Source organism: Luteimonas sp. KH_071 (assembly GCF_057838005.1).
In genome coordinates this window covers 1453347-1472031 of record NZ_CM174458.1, presented here as the reverse complement: position 1 = coordinate 1472031, position 18685 = coordinate 1453347, and the positions used below count along the sequence as shown (strand labels likewise).

19 protein-coding genes are annotated in these 18685 nt (G+C 66.5%); 15 read left to right on the top strand and 4 right to left on the bottom strand.

All coding sequences use genetic code 11. The annotated features are described in order from the left end of the window. The first annotated feature begins 171 nt into the window (after positions 1–171). On the top strand, positions 172–411 hold the full coding sequence (locus AC3IRM_RS06945) for a DUF6116 family protein (protein WP_489205478.1): 240 nt from the start codon (positions 172–174) through the stop codon (positions 409–411). 8 nt (positions 412–419) lie between these two features. Then, positions 420–1187 carry a TatD family hydrolase gene (locus tag AC3IRM_RS06940; protein ID WP_489205477.1) on the top strand — a complete coding sequence of 256 codons (768 nt, stop codon included), beginning with the start codon at positions 420–422 and terminating at the stop codon, positions 1185–1187. Between the two features lie 9 nt (positions 1188–1196). Here the strand turns inward: AC3IRM_RS06940 and AC3IRM_RS06935 are convergent, their stop codons facing one another. Further along, positions 1197–2000, bottom strand: coding sequence for a tRNA threonylcarbamoyladenosine dehydratase (locus AC3IRM_RS06935; RefSeq protein WP_489205476.1), 804 nt, complete (start codon positions 1998–2000; stop codon positions 1197–1199). Between the two features lie 78 nt (positions 2001–2078). Here AC3IRM_RS06935 and AC3IRM_RS06930 point away from each other — a divergent pair, with 78 nt between their 5' ends. Both AC3IRM_RS06930 and AC3IRM_RS06925 read left to right on the top strand, forming a co-directional pair. Continuing rightward, on the top strand, positions 2079–2540 hold the full coding sequence (locus AC3IRM_RS06930; RefSeq protein WP_489205475.1) for a hypothetical protein: 462 nt from the start codon (positions 2079–2081) through the stop codon (positions 2538–2540). 156 nt (positions 2541–2696) lie between these two features. After that, positions 2697–3176 (top strand): glycine zipper 2TM domain-containing protein, encoded by a 480-nt coding sequence (locus tag AC3IRM_RS06925; RefSeq protein WP_489205474.1) that lies wholly within the window; start codon positions 2697–2699, stop codon positions 3174–3176. Between the two features lie 71 nt (positions 3177–3247). On the opposite strand, the gene AC3IRM_RS06920 is transcribed toward AC3IRM_RS06925, so the two are convergent. Then, the gene (locus AC3IRM_RS06920; RefSeq protein WP_489205473.1) at positions 3248–3457 is read right to left on the bottom strand and encodes a cold-shock protein; all 210 of its coding nucleotides are present in this window, start codon (positions 3455–3457) and stop codon (positions 3248–3250) included. 273 nt (positions 3458–3730) lie between these two features. On the opposite strand from AC3IRM_RS06920, the gene AC3IRM_RS06915 reads away from it, so the two are divergent. The 5 genes from AC3IRM_RS06915 to AC3IRM_RS06895 all read left to right on the top strand — a co-directional run bounded on the left by AC3IRM_RS06915 (position 3731) and on the right by AC3IRM_RS06895 (position 8173). After that, the gene (locus AC3IRM_RS06915; protein WP_489205472.1) at positions 3731–4231 is read left to right on the top strand and encodes a DUF456 domain-containing protein; all 501 of its coding nucleotides are present in this window, start codon (positions 3731–3733) and stop codon (positions 4229–4231) included. Positions 4232–4403: 172 nt separating this feature from the next. Then, positions 4404–5489, top strand: coding sequence for a mechanosensitive ion channel family protein (locus tag AC3IRM_RS06910; protein WP_489205471.1), 1086 nt, complete (start codon positions 4404–4406; stop codon positions 5487–5489). Positions 5490–5491: 2 nt separating this feature from the next. Next, positions 5492–6646 (top strand): phospholipase A, encoded by a 1155-nt coding sequence (locus AC3IRM_RS06905; RefSeq protein WP_489205470.1) that lies wholly within the window; start codon positions 5492–5494, stop codon positions 6644–6646. A 101-nt stretch (positions 6647–6747) separates the two neighbouring features. Then, complete coding sequence (locus tag AC3IRM_RS06900) at positions 6748–7869, top strand: sterol desaturase family protein (RefSeq protein WP_489205469.1); 1122 nt, start codon at positions 6748–6750, stop codon at positions 7867–7869. Positions 7870–7879: 10 nt separating this feature from the next. Beyond that, the gene (locus AC3IRM_RS06895) at positions 7880–8173 is read left to right on the top strand and encodes a hypothetical protein (RefSeq protein ID WP_489205468.1); all 294 of its coding nucleotides are present in this window, start codon (positions 7880–7882) and stop codon (positions 8171–8173) included. Positions 8174–8286: 113 nt separating this feature from the next. Here AC3IRM_RS06895 and AC3IRM_RS06890 read toward each other — a convergent pair whose 3' ends face one another. Then, the gene (locus tag AC3IRM_RS06890) at positions 8287–9807 is read right to left on the bottom strand and encodes a fumarate hydratase (RefSeq protein ID WP_489205862.1); all 1521 of its coding nucleotides are present in this window, start codon (positions 9805–9807) and stop codon (positions 8287–8289) included. 135 nt (positions 9808–9942) lie between these two features. Here AC3IRM_RS06890 and AC3IRM_RS06885 point away from each other — a divergent pair, with 135 nt between their 5' ends. The 6 genes from AC3IRM_RS06885 (at position 9943) to AC3IRM_RS06860 (ending at position 17940) form a co-directional block, all read left to right on the top strand. Next, on the top strand, positions 9943–12027 hold the full coding sequence (locus AC3IRM_RS06885) for an EAL domain-containing protein (protein ID WP_489205467.1): 2085 nt from the start codon (positions 9943–9945) through the stop codon (positions 12025–12027). Between the two features lie 154 nt (positions 12028–12181). Then, positions 12182–12826: a trimeric intracellular cation channel family protein gene (locus AC3IRM_RS06880; RefSeq protein ID WP_489205466.1), complete on the top strand. Its 645-nt coding sequence runs from the start codon at positions 12182–12184 to the stop codon at positions 12824–12826. 42 nt (positions 12827–12868) lie between these two features. Next, entirely contained in the window at positions 12869–14743 is a 1875-nt protein-coding gene (locus AC3IRM_RS06875) for an ABC transporter ATP-binding protein (protein WP_489205465.1), read from the top strand. 125 nt (positions 14744–14868) lie between these two features. Continuing rightward, positions 14869–16545, top strand: coding sequence for an ABC1 kinase family protein (locus AC3IRM_RS06870; protein ID WP_489205464.1), 1677 nt, complete (start codon positions 14869–14871; stop codon positions 16543–16545). A 131-nt stretch (positions 16546–16676) separates the two neighbouring features. Continuing rightward, positions 16677–17471, top strand: coding sequence for a ferredoxin--NADP reductase (locus AC3IRM_RS06865; protein ID WP_489205463.1), 795 nt, complete (start codon positions 16677–16679; stop codon positions 17469–17471). 46 nt (positions 17472–17517) lie between these two features. Then, the gene (locus AC3IRM_RS06860) at positions 17518–17940 is read left to right on the top strand and encodes a universal stress protein (RefSeq protein WP_489205462.1); all 423 of its coding nucleotides are present in this window, start codon (positions 17518–17520) and stop codon (positions 17938–17940) included. A 27-nt stretch (positions 17941–17967) separates the two neighbouring features. On the opposite strand, the gene AC3IRM_RS06855 is transcribed toward AC3IRM_RS06860, so the two are convergent. Continuing rightward, positions 17968–18453, bottom strand: coding sequence for a glutathione peroxidase (locus tag AC3IRM_RS06855; RefSeq protein ID WP_489205461.1), 486 nt, complete (start codon positions 18451–18453; stop codon positions 17968–17970). Positions 18454–18685: the final 232 nt, after the last annotated feature.

The following is an 18685-nucleotide window of genomic DNA, read 5'->3' as shown; positions in this document are numbered from 1 at the left end:
CTCTCCTTTCGACCTGGACGGCCTGTTGCGTTCTTGGTGCCGATTGCAGCATTCGCATGCTGAACAGCCCCCGGAATATGACCCTCCAGCCTGAGGACCCGCTAAACCGGGGTTGCACAAGCGCGTGCTAGCGTCCATTTGCTGTTGTGAATCCCGCCGCTGGAGGCCGCCGTGCGCAATCCCCTGTCCGTCCCGCTTATCGCCTGGCTGTCGCGGCTGAGCTATCCGCGCATCTTCATGGTCACCGCCGTGCTGTTCGGGGTGAACCTGCTGATTCCCGACCCGATCATCCTGATCGACGAGGTGCTGCTGGGCCTGGCGACCGTCGTACTGGCCAAGCGCAAACGTACGCCCAAGCCGGGCGACGAACCGCCCCGGCCGCCGTTGGACGGCGAGGCGCGTCGCTCCTGAGCACTGCCATGCTGGTCGACAGCCACTGCCATCTCGATGCGTCGGAGTTCGACCCCGATCGCGAGGCTGTCATCGCGCGAGCGCGGCAGGCCGGGATCACGCACCAGGTGATTCCGGCGACCCACGCTGAGGCCTGGCCGAAGCTGCGCGATGTCTGCGCGGCCGCACCCGGCCTGCACGCGACGTACGGCCTGCATCCGACATTCCTGGCCCACCACCGGCCCGAGCACCTCGATGCACTTGCCGAGTGGGTCGAGCGCGAGCGCCCGGTCGCCATCGGCGAGTGCGGACTGGATCACTTTGTCGAGGGCCTCGATCCCGATGCGCAACTGCATTATTTCGAAGGTCAGCTGCGGCTCGCGCATGCGCATGATCTGCCGGTGATCGTGCATGCGCGGCGTGCGGTGGAAGAAACCATCGGCCTGCTGCGGCGGTTCCAGGGATTGCGTGGCGTGGTCCACAGCTTCAGCGGCAGCCCCGAACAGGCGACGCAGCTGTGGAAGATCGGTTTTCTGATCGGACTCGGCGGGCCACTGACCTATGACCGTGCGAAGCGTCTGCATCGTGTGGTCACGGACATGCCGCTCGAACAGCTGCTGCTCGAAACCGACGCGCCCGACCAGCCCGACGCCGACCACCGTGGCCAGCGCAACGAGCCCGCACGGTTGACGCGCATCCGCGACGTGGTGGCGCAGCTGCGCGGCATCACGCCCGATGAAGTCGCGGCGCAGACCTCGCGCAATGCGCTGGCGCTGTTCCGGATCCCAGCGGGCTGAAACGCGACGTCAGGCTGCAGCCTCAGCCGACGGCTTGAGCAGCAGTTCGATTGCGCGGCCCACGGCCGCAAACGCGAACGCGCCGGTGATGTGTGTCGCCGCGCCCAGGCCACTGCCGCAATCGAGATTCAGGGCCGCGTCGGGACCGAGCTGTGGGCGCAGGCCGCAGACGGTGCCGTCGGCTTGCGGGTATCGCACGTTCTCCAGCGAGTAGATCGCCGAAACGCCGAAGTAGCGTTTGGCCGTCTTCGGAAAATTGAACTCCGCGCGCAGCTTCTTGCGGATCAGCGCGAGCATCGCATCGTGTTCCGTGCGCGACAGATCGCGCACGCGGACCAGGGTCGGATCGATGCGTCCGCCGGCGGCGCCGACCGTGATCACCGGCAGCTTGCGGCGCCGGCACCAGGCGATCAGTTCCACCTTGCTGCGGAAGCTGTCGCAGGCATCGATGACGAGATCGAAACCGCCGCCCAGCATCTCCTCCAGATTGGTCGGGGTCACGAACGCCTGCACGGCGTGCAGTGTCATCGAAGGATTGATCGCGCGGCAGCGCTCGGCCATCGCCTCGGCCTTGTTGCGACCGTACTGTCCCGCAAGTGCAGGCAGCTGACGATTGGTGTTGGAGACGCAGATGTCGTCGGCATCGATCAGCGTCAACGCGCCGACGCCGGTCCGCGCCAGGGCTTCGGCCACCCACGAACCGACACCGCCCAGACCGACGACCACGACATGCCGCTGCAGCAGGCGCGTGACGCTGCCCTGCCCGTACAGGCGCTCGATGCCGGAAAAGCGTGCGCGTGCGTCTTCATCCATGTGCACAGTTTAACGGCGGTGGTGCCCATGCGGCCGCATGTTAGTGTCGCGCCGCCCAGCGTCCTGCCAGGAATCGCGATGTCCACCCCACCCCCGACCACCACGCCGCCGGGCGCGCCGTCTTCGGCAGCCGGCTATCTGGTGGTGTTCGCGATCGGTCTGCTGATCGGCGTCGTATTGATCGTGGTGATGCTGCGCACGCTCGATGCCCGCAAGACGTGGCAGGACCGCTATCCCGCCGCACTCATGCACCTCTACCAGGCGCAGATGGCACAGCTTTCGCAAAAGCTGGACTCGAACCGCTGCGGGCAGACGGACACCTCTGGACACCTGCAGACGATGCGGGCCCTGTCGAACGATCTCGAACCCGCGTTTCCCGACCTGCGTGACCACCGTGGCTTCGCCGCGCATGCCGCCGATGCTCGCCGCACGCTCGACGCGGCCCTGGCGTCACCGCCTGCGGACTGCACCAGCCTGCGCAAGACGATGGACTCGATCGGAACGACCTGCAGCAGCTGTCACCAGGACATGCGCGGATAAGGGGCCGCGTGACTCGACTGAACGGGTGCTGCACGCTTCCGACCGCGCCGGCCGAATTGCTACGGCATTCACGCAACCCTGCCTAGCGTTGGGGCGTCGGGTCGATCCCGCCCGCGCTCCCTTACAAGTGCTGCGTAAGCAGCGGAGGCTTCCCCCATGAAGACTGCTCTGATCGGAACCGTACTCGCCGCATCCATCGCGCTCGCCGGCTGTGCGACCTCACCCGGATATGGCTCCGGCTACGGCAACAGTGGCTACGGCAACAGCGGCTATGGGCGACCCGCGAACTGCTATGACTGCGGCACCGTCACCCGGATCGAAACCGTCCGCGGCAACAGCAATCCCAATATCGCCGGCCCGCTGATCGGCGGCGTCGTTGGTGCGGTCGCTGCAAAGGAACTCGCGCGTCGCAATACCGACAGCGACGGCCGTCGCAACGTCGCGATCGGCGCGGGTGCGATTGGTGGCGCCGTTGCCGGCAACGCGATCCAGAACCGCACTGAAGGCGGCAATGTGTACAACGTCCACGTGCGCATGCAGGACGGCCGGACGACGGTGCTCTCGCAGGGCGACGTCAGCGGTCTGCGCGAGGGTTCGAACGTGCGCGTGCAGAACGGTCAGGCCTACGCCTACTGATCGGCGCCGCGCGACCGGACAGGAAAAAACCCGGCGCAAGCCGGGTTTTTTCTGGCTCGAATCCGTCGGGATCAGAGCGGCGTGACGGCATCCGCCTGCAGACCCTTCTGGCCCTGCACGACTTCAAATGAAACCTTCTGCCCTTCCTGCAGCGACTTGAAGCCGGTGCCCTGGATGGCGCGGAAATGCACGAATACGTCTTCACCGCTCTCACGGCTGATGAATCCGAAGCCCTTGGCGTCGTTGAACCACTTGACGGTGCCTTCTTCGCGAACTGACATGCTGCTCTCTCTCCCTGGAACGTTTCGACAGTTGATCGATGGAACGCCGGATGCGGCGGCTGGTTGCAAGGAGAACACGGGTGCGACGATGCAGCGGACCGGGTGGGACGAACCAACACGAATCTACTTCACGCAGGGTCACGGTTCACGGTGACCTTGACAAACACAGCGGTTGGAAAGTACCCCGCTGTTTATGAAAATGCAATCCGGGGTTTCCCCAGCTTTTTCCGATCATCTGAACCGTGCTCAGGCACCCTCGCGTGGAGTTGAAACATGGATCTGAGTGCGCTGTTCTACGTCCTGGCGGCGCTGCTCGTTCTGGTCGGTCTGGCGGGTGTCGTGCTGCCTGCATTGCCCGGTGTGCCGTTGATGTTCGCCGGCATGCTGCTCGCCGCGTGGGCCGACGGATTCGAGCGCGTCGGCGCCTGGTCGCTCGTGACGCTGGGCGTGTTGACGGCGGTGTCGTTCGCAGTGGATTTCTGGGCAACGGCGGTCGGCGCAAAACGGGTCGGCGCCAGTCGGCTCGCACTGGTGGGCACGATCATCGGCACCTTCGTGGGTCTGTTCTTCGGGCTGCCGGGCCTGTTCGCCGGTCCATTCGTCGGCGCGGTGATCGGCGAACTGATCAGTCGGCGCGATCTGCGCCCGGGCGGCCTCGGCCAGGCGACCCGGGTCGGCATCGGTACCTGGGTGGGCATCGCCATCGGCGTCGCGCTCAAGCTTGCGCTTGCGGTGCTGATGCTCGCAGTCTTCGCGTTCGCCTGGTGGTGGTGAGTGCACTATCTTCGCGCCTTGTCCCCCGCCGACGTCTAGCAACATGTCACACGCATCATTGCCCGCACCTTCCCTGCCGCGCCTGGGATGCGCAGCGGGCTGCCTGCTCATCGCCATCCTGGCAGGTGCGTTCTCGGCCCCACTCCAGGCGACGGCACCCGGCAGACAGGCAGTGCCCGTCACCGCGACGCCCGTCGCGCAAGCAGTGCCTGCGGATGCCGCGTCCCCTGCAGTCGACGCGGCTGCAGGTGTCGACGATGTCGACGATGTCGACGTGCGTACCCGCCTCGAGAAGGTCTACGACGAGGCCGAACTTCGGATGCTTCGCCTGCTCGCGCATCTGCCGCTGCTGCTCGCGGCAGCGCTGATCGTGTTCCTGGCCTCGTGGATCGGAGGCTTCGTCTCGCAACGGCTGCACTGGCTGCGGCTGCGCACGCGCAACCCCTATCTCGATGGGCTGATGCGACGCGCGGTCCGCGCGGTGATCCTGGTGATCGGCTTCCTCGTCGCGCTCGACCTGCTCAATGCCACCGCACTCGTCGGCGCGATGCTGGGGTCGGCCGGCGTGCTGGGTCTGGCGCTGGGCTTCGCGTTCAAGGACATCGCCGAAAACTACATCGCCGGCATCCTGTTGAGCCTGCGGCGGCCGTTCGAACCCGGCGAGCTGGTCAGGATCGACAGCTACGAAGGCAAGGTGGCAGCGCTCAGCGCGCGGGCGATGACCCTGATCACCCTGGAGGGTAACGAGCTGCGCCTGCCCAATGCGCTGGTGTTCAAGGCCGTGATCCTCAACTACACCAGCAATCCGAAGCGGCGCTTCGACTTCACGTTCAACATCGATGCCAGCGAATCCATCCGCAAGGCGCATGCGGTCGCGATGGCCGAGATCGCCAGCATCGACGATGTCCTGACCGATCCCGCGCCGTCGTGGACGGTCGTCGAGTTCGGCGCCAACGGCAGTGTGCTGCGCTTCTTCGGCTGGGTGGACCAGCGCCACAGCGATCTGGGCAAGACCCGAAGCGAGGCGATCCGCCTTGTGAAAGGCGCGTTCTGGCGCGAAGGGATACAAGGACCGAAGACCACGACACACGTGGTGCTGGCCAGGGACGCGCAGACCGCCGAGCCGGCGATCACCGACCAGGAACCCGCCACCAGCGCCGGCGTCGACACCTCGGTCAACCGGGATATCGACCGCCAGGTCGCCGAGGTGCAGAGTACCGACACCCGCAATCTCCTCACGCTCAAGGACGCGACCTGACCATGCGACCCGTTTATCTCTTTCCCGCTGCTTTGGCTGCAGCGTCCAGCTTTGCCCACGCGCAGGCGCCCGAGGTGCCGAGCGTCGCACCTACCGCGCCAGCGAGTCTCGACGCCTGCGCAGCGCTCGAACAGGATGCCCAGCGTCTGGCCTGCTTCGACACCATGACCGGCCGCGCTGCGCGGACGCCGGAGCAGGCCGATACCGAGGCTGCGGTCGCGCGTGAGCTGCGCAGGGACCCCGCCTTGCGCGCGGACGCAATGGCCGAGGGCACCGCGTCGCGCAGCCTGTACGCGCATGACGGCGGCGACCGGCTCTCCGACGCGATCGCCAATGCGGGCCAGGGCTCGCTGCTCGACAGTCGCTGGGAACTGGCCAAGGACTCCAAGCTCGGCATCTTCAACATGCGGGCCTACAAGCCGGTCTATCTGTTGCCGGCGTTCTGGACCTCCGACGTCAACCAGACGCCCTCCTCGCCGAATCCGGACAACACGGTGACCACGTCGCAGGGGCTCGACAGCCTGGAGGCGAAGTTCCAGCTGAGCTTCAAGACCAAGGCGGTCGAGAACCTGTTCGGCACCAATGGCGACATCTGGATGGGCTACACCCAGAGCTCGCGGTGGCAGGTCTACAACACCGAAGAGTCGCGCCCGTTCCGCGAGACCAATTACGAGCCCGAAGTACTGATGGTGTTCCGCAACGGGTACGGCCTGCCGGGCGGCTGGCATGGCCGCATGGCCGCGATCGGCGTCAACCACCAGTCCAACGGGCGCGGCGATCCGCTGTCGCGCAGCTGGAACCGGGTGATGTTCAACTTCGGATTCGACCGCGATGACTGGGCACTCGTGGTCCGTCCGTGGGTGCGCATCTCGGACGGCAGCGAGGACGACAATCCGGATATCGAGGACTACATGGGGCGCGGCGACATGACCCTGACCCACGTCCGCGGTGGTCACATGTACACGCTGATGGGCCGTCATACGCTGCGCGGCGGCGAACGCTCGCGCGGTGCGCTGCAGTTCGACTGGGGCTTCCCGATCCACCGCAATTTCCGTGGCCACCTGCAGGTGTTCAACGGCTACGGCGAAAGCCTGATCGACTACAACCACAAGGCCACTTACGTCGGCCTAGGCATTTCTCTGCTCGACTGGTACTGAGAGACGTCCACTGATGACCTGACCCCGTCGTCGTCCCGCCCGGGCGGCGACGGCGCGATCTGTCTTATGCTCGGCAGCGTCTCCCGCCGACCGGTTCATGCATGGACGCTACCGCTGAACGCCCGCGCCGCTCGTTCTTCGCCTATGCATCGGCCCTGCTGGGCCTGCTCAGCGTCTTCGGCGTGGTCTGCTTTCATTTTCCCGAACTGCTGACCAGCCGCGAGTTCCGCGCGGTCTACAACGAAGGCTTCGCCCGGCATCTGCTGCTGGTCGGTCTGGTCGCGGCCTTCATTCTCGGCACGCTGGCGATCCTGCGTGATCGCAACCGGCGTATCGCAACGGTCGGCGTGGGCAGCGCGACGCTGGCCGTCATGCTGGGCGGCACCAACGTACAGTTCGACAGCATCGGTGCGACGCCCTACTCGCTGGGGCTCGACTGGTTCGTGATCTCGCTGTTCTTCTCGGCGCTGGTGTTCGTGCCGCTGGAGCACTATCTCGGCAGGCGCCGCATGTCGCCGCTGCGACGCGGCTGGCGCACCGACATGGCCTACTTCTTCATGAGCCATGTGCTGGTGCAGTTCATCCTGATCCTGGTGACCGCGTCGACCTCGACGATCGCCGGGCTCGCGGTGTTCCCTGTCCTCAAGGACGCGATCCAGTCGCTGCCGGTGTGGGCGCAGTTCCTGATCGCGGTGTTCGTCGCCGATCTGGCCCAGGCCTCGCTGCACCGCGCATACCACAACGTGCCGTGGCTCTGGCGCTTCCACGCCGTGCACCATTCGAGCCGGGAAATGGACTGGCTCGCCGGGTCGCGCATCCATCTCGTCGAGATCGTGCTGACCCGCAGCTTCGTGCTGCTGCCGTTGCTGGTGCTGGGGTTCTCCACACCGGCCGTGAACGCCTACGTGATCCTCGTCGGTCTGCAGGCCGTCGTCGCCCACGCCAACATCGGCGTGCGCTTCGGCTGGCTCGAGTACCTGCTGGTGCTGCCGCGCTACCACCACTGGCACCACGCACGGCAGCAGGAGTACATCGACGTCAACTACGCGATCCACCTGCCGCTGATCGACATGCTGATGGGCACGTTCAAGCTGCCGCGCGACCAGGCGCAGTGGCCGGAGGAATACGGCGTCATGAAACTGGAGACCGTGCCGCAGGGCATCGTCGAGCAGCATTTGATGCCGTTTCGGCGCAGGAAAACCTTCGACGCGTTCGTGGACTGAGGATTCCGAAATGCAACACGCGACGACATGGAGCATCTGTGCGGTCGTCATTCTGCTGATGGGCTGTCGCAAGGAGCCGCCGCTGACTCGCGTGGAAACACCACAGCAGGCTGCCTGCCTAGTGCCTTGCGATGCAGCGCGCGACCAGTGCTTTGCACAGGAATCGATGGATGAGCGGCAGCTCTCGGAAGAGATGAGCACAGGTGTCTACACAGACCCGAGCAGACAGCCTTCGCGCGACGACTGCCTGGAGAACCGACTGATCTGTGCACTAGAGTGCGGTCTGCAGATCCGGACGCTCTGACACTTGGACGCCGTGACGCGGAACAAGGCGATGGGTTTCGCTTAGGCTCTACCCTCTCTCCCCAAATAGAACGGCGCCCGCAGACGCCGTTCTTCATTCCGGTCCGCGAACCGTCAGGCGATCTCGACCACCGGAATGCCGCCGATGCGTGCCTTCCACTCGCGCGGACCGGTCTCGTGCACCGAGGTGCCGGCCGAGTCGACCGCGACGGTCACCGGCATGTCCTGCACTTCGAACTCGTAGATCGCTTCCATGCCGAGGTCCTCGAACGCGAGCACCTTCGCCGCCTTGATCGCCTTCGACACCAGATACGCGGAGCCGCCGACGGCCATCAGATAGACCGACCGGTGCTTCTTGATCGCCTCGATCGCGGTCGGTCCGCGCTCGGCCTTGCCGACCATGCCCAGCAGACCGGTCTGTTCGAGGATCTGGTCGGTGAACTTGTCCATGCGCGTCGCGGTGGTCGGGCCCGCGGGCCCGACGACTTCATCGCGCACCGGATCGACCGGGCCGACGTAATAGATGAAGCGGCCCTTGAGATCGACCGGCAGCATCTCGCCGCGGTCGAGCATCTCGACCATGCGCTTGTGCGCGGCGTCGCGGCCGGTCAGCAGCTTGCCGCTCAGCAGCAGCACCTCGCCCGGCTTGAACGTGGTGACTTCTTCCGGAGTGATGGTGTCGAGGTCGACGCGGCGCGCGGCGGTCGGGTTGTAGGTCAGCTCCGGCCAGTCCGCCAAAGACGGCGGTTCGAGCATCACCGGGCCGCTGCCATCCAGCGTGAAGTGCGCATGACGCGTGGCCGCGCAGTTCGGGATCAGCGCGACCGGCAGATTCGCCGCGTGGGTCGGGAAATCCTTGACCTTGATGTCGAGCACGGTGGTCAGGCCGCCGAGACCCTGGGCGCCGATACCGAGCGCATTGACCTTGTCGTACAGTTCCAGACGCAGCTCCTCGGCCCGGTTCGAAGCGCCGCGGGCCTGCAGCTCGACGATGTCGATCGGCTCCATCAGCGCTTCCTTGGCCAGCAGCATCGCCTTCTCGGCGGTGCCGCCGATGCCGATGCCGAGCATGCCGGGCGGACACCAGCCGGCGCCCATTGTCGGTACGGTCTTGAGCACCCAGTCGACGATCGAATCCGACGGATTGAGCATCGCGAACTTCGACTTCGCTTCCGAGCCGCCGCCCTTGGCCGCGACGATCACATCCACGGTATTGCCGGGCACGATCTTGACGTTGACCACGCCCGGGGTGTTGTCCTTCGTATTGATGCGCTTGCCTGCGGGATCAGCCAGCACAGAAGCGCGCAGCTTGTTGTCCGGATATGCGTAGGCGCGGCGCACGCCCTCGTTGACCATGTCCTCGACGCCCATCGTCGCGTCGTCCCAACGCACCGACATGCCGACTTCGAGGAACACGGTGACGATGCCGGTGTCCTGGCAGATCGGCCGGTGGCCCTCGGCGCACATGCGCGAATTGATCAGGATCTGCGCGATCGCGTCTTTCGCGGCCGGCGATTCCTCGCGCTCGTAGGCGGCGGCGAGGTTCGTGATGTAGTCGACCGGGTGGTAGTAGCTGATGTACTGCAGCGCGTCGGCGACGGACTGGATCAAATCTTCCTGGCGGATCTGGGTCACGGCGCTCAAGGCCTCTGGCTGTGGGCCGATAGTGTAACTTCAGGTGCCGCTCCACTCCCGGGCCGGGCGGCGTCGGCCGAAGACACGAGAGCATGAGTTCGACTCGACCTTCCGGGCGGTCAGGAGCGACATCCGATGATCACAACGCCGCTGGCGTCGCCTACGTTCCGTCCGCTCAGACGGCAGGTCGAGCAGCTGTACGGCACGTTGTGGGAAACGACGACGGATGCCGTGCTGATCCTCGACGTCGACAGCACCATCGTCTCGGCCAATCCAGCCGCGCGCGAGGTACTGGGCTACGAGCCTGACGCGCTGGTCGGCCAGAATCTCGAGATCCTCCAGCATCCGCATCACCGCGAAGCGCATCGTCGCGGCATGCGACGGTACCTCGAGAGCGGCGTACGCACCCTGGACTGGCGGGCGACCGAGACCGTCGCGATCCGAGCCGATGGCCGGGACGTTCCGGTCGATATCTCCTTCGCGGACATCGAGATAGAGGGTCGGCGTCTGTTCGTCGGCTTCTTTCGCGACATCAGTCCGCGCAAGCGCGCCGAAGACGCGTTGTCGAACGAGCGGGAACGGGCTCAGACCACTCTGCGATCGATCGCCGATGGCGTCGCCACGACCGACGCCGATGGCGCCATCACCTTTCTCAACGCGGCGGCCGAGCAGCTGTCGGGCTGGCGGCACGAGGATGCGCTGGGACGCCCTTGTAGCGACGTGCTGCAGTTCGTCGACGAGGCCGCCGCCACGGACGTGCTCGAGCTGATCGCAAGCGCAGTCGGCAGCGATGTCGCGCGCCAGCTCGGCGATCGGACCCTGCTCGTCCGGCGCGACGGCGAGGTGTTCTCCATCGAGGGATCGGTCGCTCCGCTTGCCGATCGCGACGCGCGGCCGGGCGGTGCGGTGATCGCGTTCCGTGACGTGTCGCCGTCACGACGCATGGCGGCGGAAATCCGGTACCAGGCGCTGCACGATCCGCTGACCGGACTCGTGAACCGCAACGAATTCGACCGGCGGCTTCGCGAAGCGCTGCAAAGCGCGAGCCAGCACGGCTCGCAGCACTCGCTGCTCTATCTGGACCTGGACCAGTTCAAGGTGGTGAACGACACCTGCGGCCACACGGCCGGGGATGAGCTCTTGCGCCAGGTCTCGACGGTGCTCAAAGCCCCGTTGCGCAAGACCGACGTGCTGGCGCGGCTGGGCGGCGACGAGTTCGGCGTGCTGCTGGAGGACAGCGCGCCTGACGACTCGCGTGCAATGGCCGACGCACTGCGACGCGCGGCATCCGACCTCGCTTTCAGCTGGCGAGACAAGCGCTTTCCGGTCGCTGTCAGCATCGGCCAGGTCGATTTCAGCGACGCCAGCATGACGCCGATGGAGATTCTCAGTTCAGCGGACGCCGCCTGCTATGTCGCCAAGGACCGTGGCCGCAACCGGGTATACACGTACCGGCAGCAGGACGAGGCACTCGCGCGCCGGCACGGTGAGATGGAGTGGATCGGTCGCATCAACCGGGCGCTCGAAGACGACCGCCTGCTGCTGCACGCGCAGCCGATCTATTGCCTGCAGGACGGCCGGATCCTGCATCGGGAGGTGCTGCTGCGGCTTCGGGACACAGATGGCAGCATCGTGATGCCGATGGCGTTCATTCCGGCAGCCGAGCGCTACGGTCTGATGCCCACGCTCGATCGCTGGGTGATCCGCACCGTTCTCACCCGCCTGGCCCGGGACGTCCACGACACGGACAGCGTGTTCGCGATCAACCTGTCCGGCGCGTCCCTGGCCGACGAGGCGATGGCGGACGACGTCCGCGCCGCCTTCGAGTGCAGCGGGGTGGATCCGGCCCGGATCTGTTTCGAAGTCACCGAAACGGCCGCTATCGGGAACCTGGCACAGGCATCGACTCTGATGGCGGAACTCAAAAGCATGGGCTGCGCCTTCGCACTTGACGATTTCGGCAGTGGCATGTCGTCCTTCGCCTATCTGAAACATCTGCCGGTCGACTTCCTCAAGATCGACGGCGGCTTCGTGCGCGACCTCCTGGTCGACCCGATCGACCAGGCCATGGTCGAGGCGATCAACCACATCGGTCATGTCATGGGCCTGCGCACGATCGCGGAGTTCGCCGAGGACGAGCGGATCGTGTCCCGCCTGCGCGAGATCGGGGTCGACTACGCCCAGGGCTACGCGCTGGCGCGGCCGACGCTTCTGGAGTGACCCGACGGTCTGTGGCCTTCGGCGTAGGTGCGCGTTGCTCAGGACCTGCCGCAGGTCACCGCAGACTCGGACGCTGGCGTAGCCCCCCGCCACCTGGGCCGCGCCCGCGCCTCGGGATATGACGCGGCATCGACCTGACGGGCACAATGCGCGAATGGAATTTCTGGTGCTGGTGCTCGACCTCATCGGCACCTTCGTGTTCGCGCTCAGCGGCGCGATGCTCGGCGTGCGCCGCCGGCTGGATCTGTTCGGCGTGCTGGTGCTGGCGTTCGCCGCCGCGACCGCCGGCGGCATGACCCGCGACGTGCTGATCGGTGCGACCCCGGTCGCCGCGCTCAGCGACTGGCGCTATCCGGCAATCACCCTGGCGGCCGGCGTGATCAGCTTCGCCTGGGCGCCGCTGATCGAGCGGCTGCAGCAGCCGGTGCGCATGTTCGATGCGATGGGGCTCGCCCTGTTCGCCGTCGCCGGCACCCAGAAGGCGCTGGATTTCGGCGTGCCGCCGGCGATGGCGGCCGGGCTGGGCATGCTCACCGGCATCGGCGGCGGCATCGCCCGCGACGTGCTGCTGACGCAGGTGCCGCTGGTGCTGCGCGCCGAACTCTATGCGGTCGCGGCGCTCGCCGGCGCGGCCGTGGTCGCCACGGGCCACTGGCTGCAATGGCCACCGATGCCCTGCGCGATCGCAGGCGCCCTGCTGTGCTTCGGCCTGCGGATGATGGCCCTGCGCTTCGGCTGGCATCTGCCGGTGGCGCTGCAGTCCGGCGGCGATGGCGAGCCGCCCGACGCGATGCGCTGACGGTCGCCACCGTCTGCCACGCGTCCGCATACGATAGCGCCCATGTCCACCCCCGCCCCCACGCGCGCCGCCGCCAACGCGCAACGCCCGAGCCTGCGCGAACGCTTCAACGCGATGCGCAATCTGCGCCCGTTCCTGAAGCTGATCTGGCAGACCAGCCCCGGCCTGACGCTGACCAGCCTGGGCCTGCGCCTGATCCGCGCGTTCCTTCCGGTGGTGATGCTCTACATCGGCAAGCTGATCATCGACGAGGCGATCCGGCTGGTCGGCGCGGGGGTGGCCTTCGACGATCTCGCCACCGCCTGGCATGGCGGCGCGCTGGAGCATCTGGCCTGGCTGCTGGCGCTCGAATTCGGCCTGGCGATCGTCTCCGACCTGCTCGGCCGCATGGTCAGCTACGCCGACAACCTGCTGTCGGAGCTGTTCACCAACGCGACCAGCGTGCGCCTGATGGAACACGCGGCGACGCTGGATCTCGAAGACTTCGAGGATCCCGAGCTGCAGGACAAGCTCGACCGCGCCCGCCGCCAGACGATGGGCCGCATGAACCTGATGGGCCAGCTGTTCGGCCAGGTGCAGGACGCGATCACCGTGGTGAGCTTCGCGATCGGCCTGATGGTCTACGCGCCGTGGCTGATCCTGCTGCTGGCGATCGCGCTGATCCCGGCCTTCATCGGCGAATCGCACTTCAATGCGCTCGGCTACACGCTCAACTTCCAGTGGACGCCCGAGCGCCGCCAGCTCGAATACGTGCGCCAGACCGGCGCAAGCCTCGAGACCGCGAAAGAGGTCAAGATCTTCGGCCTGCACCGGTTCCTGATCGACCGCTACCGCACGCTCGCCGATGGTTTCTTCCGCGCCAACCGCTCGCTCGCGCGCAGGCGTGCGGTCTGGGGCACGCTTCTGGCCGCGCTCGGCACGCTGGGCTACTACATCGCCTACGCCTACATCGCCTGGCGCACGGTGCGCGGCGATTTCACGATCGGCGATCTGACATTCCTCGCCGGCAGCTTCCGGCGCCTGCGCCAGTTGCTGGAAAGCCTGCTGGTCGGTTTCTCGCAGGTCGCCGGCCAGGCGCTGTATCTCGACGACCTGTTCTCGTTCTTCGCGATCGAACCGGAGATCACCTCGCCCGCCGATCCGGTGCCGTTCCCCCAGCCGATCCGAGAAGGCTTCAAGTTCGAGAACGTGGGCTTCCGCTACCCGGGCGCGGAGCGCTGGGCGGTGCGGCATCTCGATTTCACCCTGCAGGCCGGCGAAGTACTGGCGCTGGTCGGCGAGAATGGCGCCGGCAAGACCACCCTGGTCAAACTGCTGGCGCGGCTCTACGACCCCGACGAGGGCCGGATCCTGCTCGACGGCCGCGACCTGCGCGAGTACGACCTCGACGCGTTGCGGGCGAACACCGGTGTGATCTTCCAGGACTTCGTGCGCTACCACCTGACCGCCGGCGAGAACATCGGCGTCGGCCGCATCGAGGCCATGGGCGACGCGTCACGCATCCAGGACGCCGCACGTCGCTCGATGGCCGACGACCTCATCGCCGGCCTGCCCGACGGCTATGACCAGCTGATCGGTCGGCGCTTCAAGACCGGCGTGGATCTGTCGGGCGGCCAGTGGCAGAAGATCGCCATCGCCCGCGCCTACATGCGCGAGGCGCAGGTGATGATCCTCGACGAGCCGACCGCCGCGCTGGACGCACGCAGCGAGTTCGAAGTGTTCCGCCGCTTCAAGGAACTCTCGGAAGACCGCACCGCCGTGCTGATCTCCCATCGCTTCTCCAGCGTGCGCATGGCCGACCGCATCCTCGTGCTCGAGCAGGGCCGCATCGAAGCCAGCGGCACCCATGCCGAGCTGATGACGCAGGGCGGACGCTATGCGGAGCTGTTCGAACTGCAGGCCGCCGGATACCGCTGATTCGCTTCTGCAGGCGCGCGATGGGCGTTGCCGGGAATGCCCTCGCGCGCCTACGCGGACAGCGGTCGTGAGTCGCCGTTGACGGCCGCCTGCGTAGGCTGCATGCGATCAACGGAGTAGACCGAATGACCGACACCAGCCGCGCCCTTGCGCGACACGCGCAGATCCTGCGATTCCTGATGAAATATCGCAGCGCGGGGGTGTTGTCGGGTTTCGAATTCGACCCGGCCACGGCGGATGCGACGACGGAGGGTGAGCCCGGCAAGCCCGAAGCCTTCGTCGACGATCTCGAAGCCCTCGGCCCCACCTTCATCAAGATCGGCCAGGCCCTGTCGACGCGGCCGGACATGGTCCCGCCGGCGTATCTCGTCGCGCTGGAGCGCATGCAGGACAACGTGGCACCGCTGCCGTTCGAGGTCATCCACGAGGCGGTCGAGGATGCGCTGGGCGTACGCATCAGCAAGATCTTCGAGAGTTTCGACGAGAAGCCGCTCGGCAGCGCGTCGCTGGCGCAGGTGCATCGCGCGACGCTGCGCGACGGCCGCAAGGTCGCGGTGAAGGTGCAGCGCCCGGGCATCACCGAACAGATCCGCGACGACCTCGACACCCTCGCCCGCCTCGCCGGCGGCGTGGACCGGGTCACCGAAGTCGGTCGTCGGATCCGCTTCGCCGACTGGGTGCACGAATTCCGGCGCACGCTGCTGGCCGAACTCGACTACCGCATCGAGGCCGAGAACCTCGACCGCTTCGACGCGCATTTCGTCGCCTATCCCGCGCTGTTCGTACCCAAGCCGATCTGGGATCTCACCCGCGCCCGCGTGTTGACCATGGAGCTGGTGGAAGGCACCAAGGTCACCGACATCACCGGCCTGCAGCGCACCGAGCGCGACATGGTGCCGCTGGCGACCGAACTGCTGCACGGCTATCTCGACCAGGTGTTCGTGCACGGCGAAATCCACGCCGATCCGCATCCGGGCAATCTTCTGTTCACCCGCGACGGGCGCCTGGCGCTGCTCGATCTGGGCATGGTCGCGCACGTCCCGCCGCGTACCCGCGAGCGCCTGCTCAAGCTCCTGTTCGCCGCCGTCGACGGCCGCGGCGAGCAGGTCGCCGCCGAAGGCATCGCAATGGGCACCCGGCTGGAGGATTTCGACGAGGCCCGCTACTACCGCGACGTCGGCCAGCTGGTCGCACGCTACGCCGCGCAATCCGGCGCGACCGGGCAGACCGAAGGGCGCCTGATGCTCGACCTCGTGCGTCTCGCCACAGCCTGTGGCCTGCGCACCGCGCCGGAAATGAGCCTGCTCGGCAAAACGCTGCTGCATCTCGAATCGGTGGTGCAGGCGCTCGATCCGGACCTCGACATGAAACGCGTCGTCGAGGATCACCTCAACAACATGATGCGCCAGCGCCTGCGCAAATCGCTGTCGCCGGCCAATCTCGCCAGCGAACTGATGGACATGCAGGAGCTGGTGCGCGACGCACCACGCAAGGTATCGAACGTATTGTCGCTGCTGTCGGAGAACCGTCTGCGCGTGCGCCTGACCGGGCTGGAGGAATCGCACCTGCTCGAGAGTCTGCACAAGATCGCCAACCGCATCGCGGCCGGCATCGTCACCGCGGCGTTGATCCTCGCCTCGGCGATGATGATGGACAATCCCGGCGGCCCGCGGTTGTTCGGCTATCCGGCGATCGCACTGCTGCTGTTCCTGACCGGAGCGGGACTCGGCATCGCGATCGTGCTCAGCGCGCTGCTGGGCGATAAACGCGCGAAGCCCAACGAGGAACGCGGACCGAACTGACGCCGCCCAGTCTGGCGCGTACGCGCAAGGCCCGGGTGGAACGGCGTGTCCGCCCGGCGCCGCGCCTGCAGAATGAGAACCGGTCTCATCGCTGGTATCATGACCGGCTTCCCCGCGTCGCCATTCCGCATATGTCAGCCGCCTTTGGCACCGAAACGGTGCTGGATGTCCGTCACTGGACGGACGCCTACTTCAGCTTCACCACCACCCGCGACGATGGCTTCCGCTTCGAGAACGGCCAGTTCGTGATGATCGGGCTGGAGACCGAAGGCAAGCCGATCCTGCGTGCGTATTCGATCGCCAGCGCGAACTGGGAAGAGCAGCTTGAATTCTTCAGCATCAAGGTCGACAACGGCCCGCTGACCTCGCGCCTGCAGCACATCCAACCGGGCGACCGGGTGCTGATCGGCCGCAAGCCGACCGGCACGCTGCTGATCCACGACCTGCACCCGGGCCGCAACCTGTATCTGCTGGGCACCGGTACCGGCTTCGCGCCCTGGCTGTCGGTGATCAAGGATCCCGAGACCTACGAGCGTTTCGACAAGGTCATCGTGACCCACGGCGTGCGCACGCCGCAGGATCTGGCCTACCGCGACTACATCGTCAACGAGCTGCCGCACCACGAGTTTCTCGGCGAGCAGATGTCGAAGCAGCTGCTGTACTACCCCGCCGTGACCCGCGAGGACTTCGACTTCAACGGCCGCAGCCACCGCGGTCGCCTCACGGAACTGCTCGACAGCGGCCGCATGGCGTCGGACCTCGGCCTGCCGCCGCTCGATCCCGTACACGACCGCGCGATGATCTGCGGCAGCCCGCAGATGCTGGCCGATTTTCGCCAGCTGCTCGACGCCCGCGGCTTCGAGGCGGCGCCGCGCATCGGCACGCCGGGCCAATATGTCTTCGAGCGGGCGTTCGTCGAGAAGTAGCCGCCGCAACCCGTACACTCCGGGCACTCACCACTGGAGCGGGCCCATGAAGATCCTCGTGACTGTCGACGGCAGCGAAATCAGTTCGCGGGCCCTGAAGTTCGCCCTCAAGCTCGCCAAGCAGTCCGCCGCGGGTTCGAGCGTGTCCGTGCTGCATGTGGATCCGCCGGTCTTCCCCGGTGTCGAACGCAAGATCGGCAAGGAGGCCGTGCAGGCCTATCACGCCGACAACCATGCACACGCCTTCAAGGCGGCGCGCAAGGCATTGGGGCGAACGCAGGTGCCGGTCGAGGAAGTGACCGCAGTCGGCGAGATCGCCGCCACCATCCTGGCGGTCGCCGCCAAGCGCAAGACCGACCTGCTGGTGATGGGCTCGCACGGGCGCGGGGCGGTGAAGGGCGTGCTGCTGGGGTCGGTCTCGAGCAAGGTCATTGCCCAGACCTCGATTCCGGTGACGATCGTCCGCTGAGCCTGCGCGGGCGCATTGACGCCTGCGTCAGTCGGCCAGCGCTGCCTCGATCGGCTTGCGCAGGCTCTCGGGCTTGGCGGATGGCGCGAACCGGTCGATGACCTGCCCGTCGCGGCCGACCAGGAACTTGGTGAAGTTCCACTTGATCGCGCGCGTGCCCAGCACGCCGCGTTTCTGCGCCTGCAGCCAGGTCCACAGCGGGTGCGCGTCCGCACCGTTGACGTCGGTCTTGGCGAACATCGGGAAATCGACGGCGTAATTGAGTGCGCAGAAATCGCGGATCTCGGCCGCTGCGCCCGGCTCCTGGTGACCGAACTGGTCACAAGGGAAGCCCAGCACTACCAGTCCCTGGTCGCGGTAATCCCGCCACAGCTGCTGCAGGCCGGTGTACTGCGGCGTGAAACCGCACTTCGAGGCGACATTGACGATCAGCAGGGCGCGGTCTGCGAAGTCGGACAAGGGTTGCGGCGAGCCATCGAGACTGGTGGCCTGGAAATCGAACGCGCTGGTCATTGTGGCTCCGACATGGATAGCGGACCTGCAGTCTGCACGGTGCCGCGATGGCACGCGACTCTTTCCAAAGCACCTGCGTTTCCGTCCGCAACCCGCTGCTGCACATGGCTTTGCGGTGATCCGACTTCCGGCATGGGCGGCCTCCACATCCGATCGGCTAGCCTAGTGGGTCATGTCACCGGGAGAATCCCCTTGCTGAAGCACCCGCTCGCCGTCGCACTCTGCGCGGCCC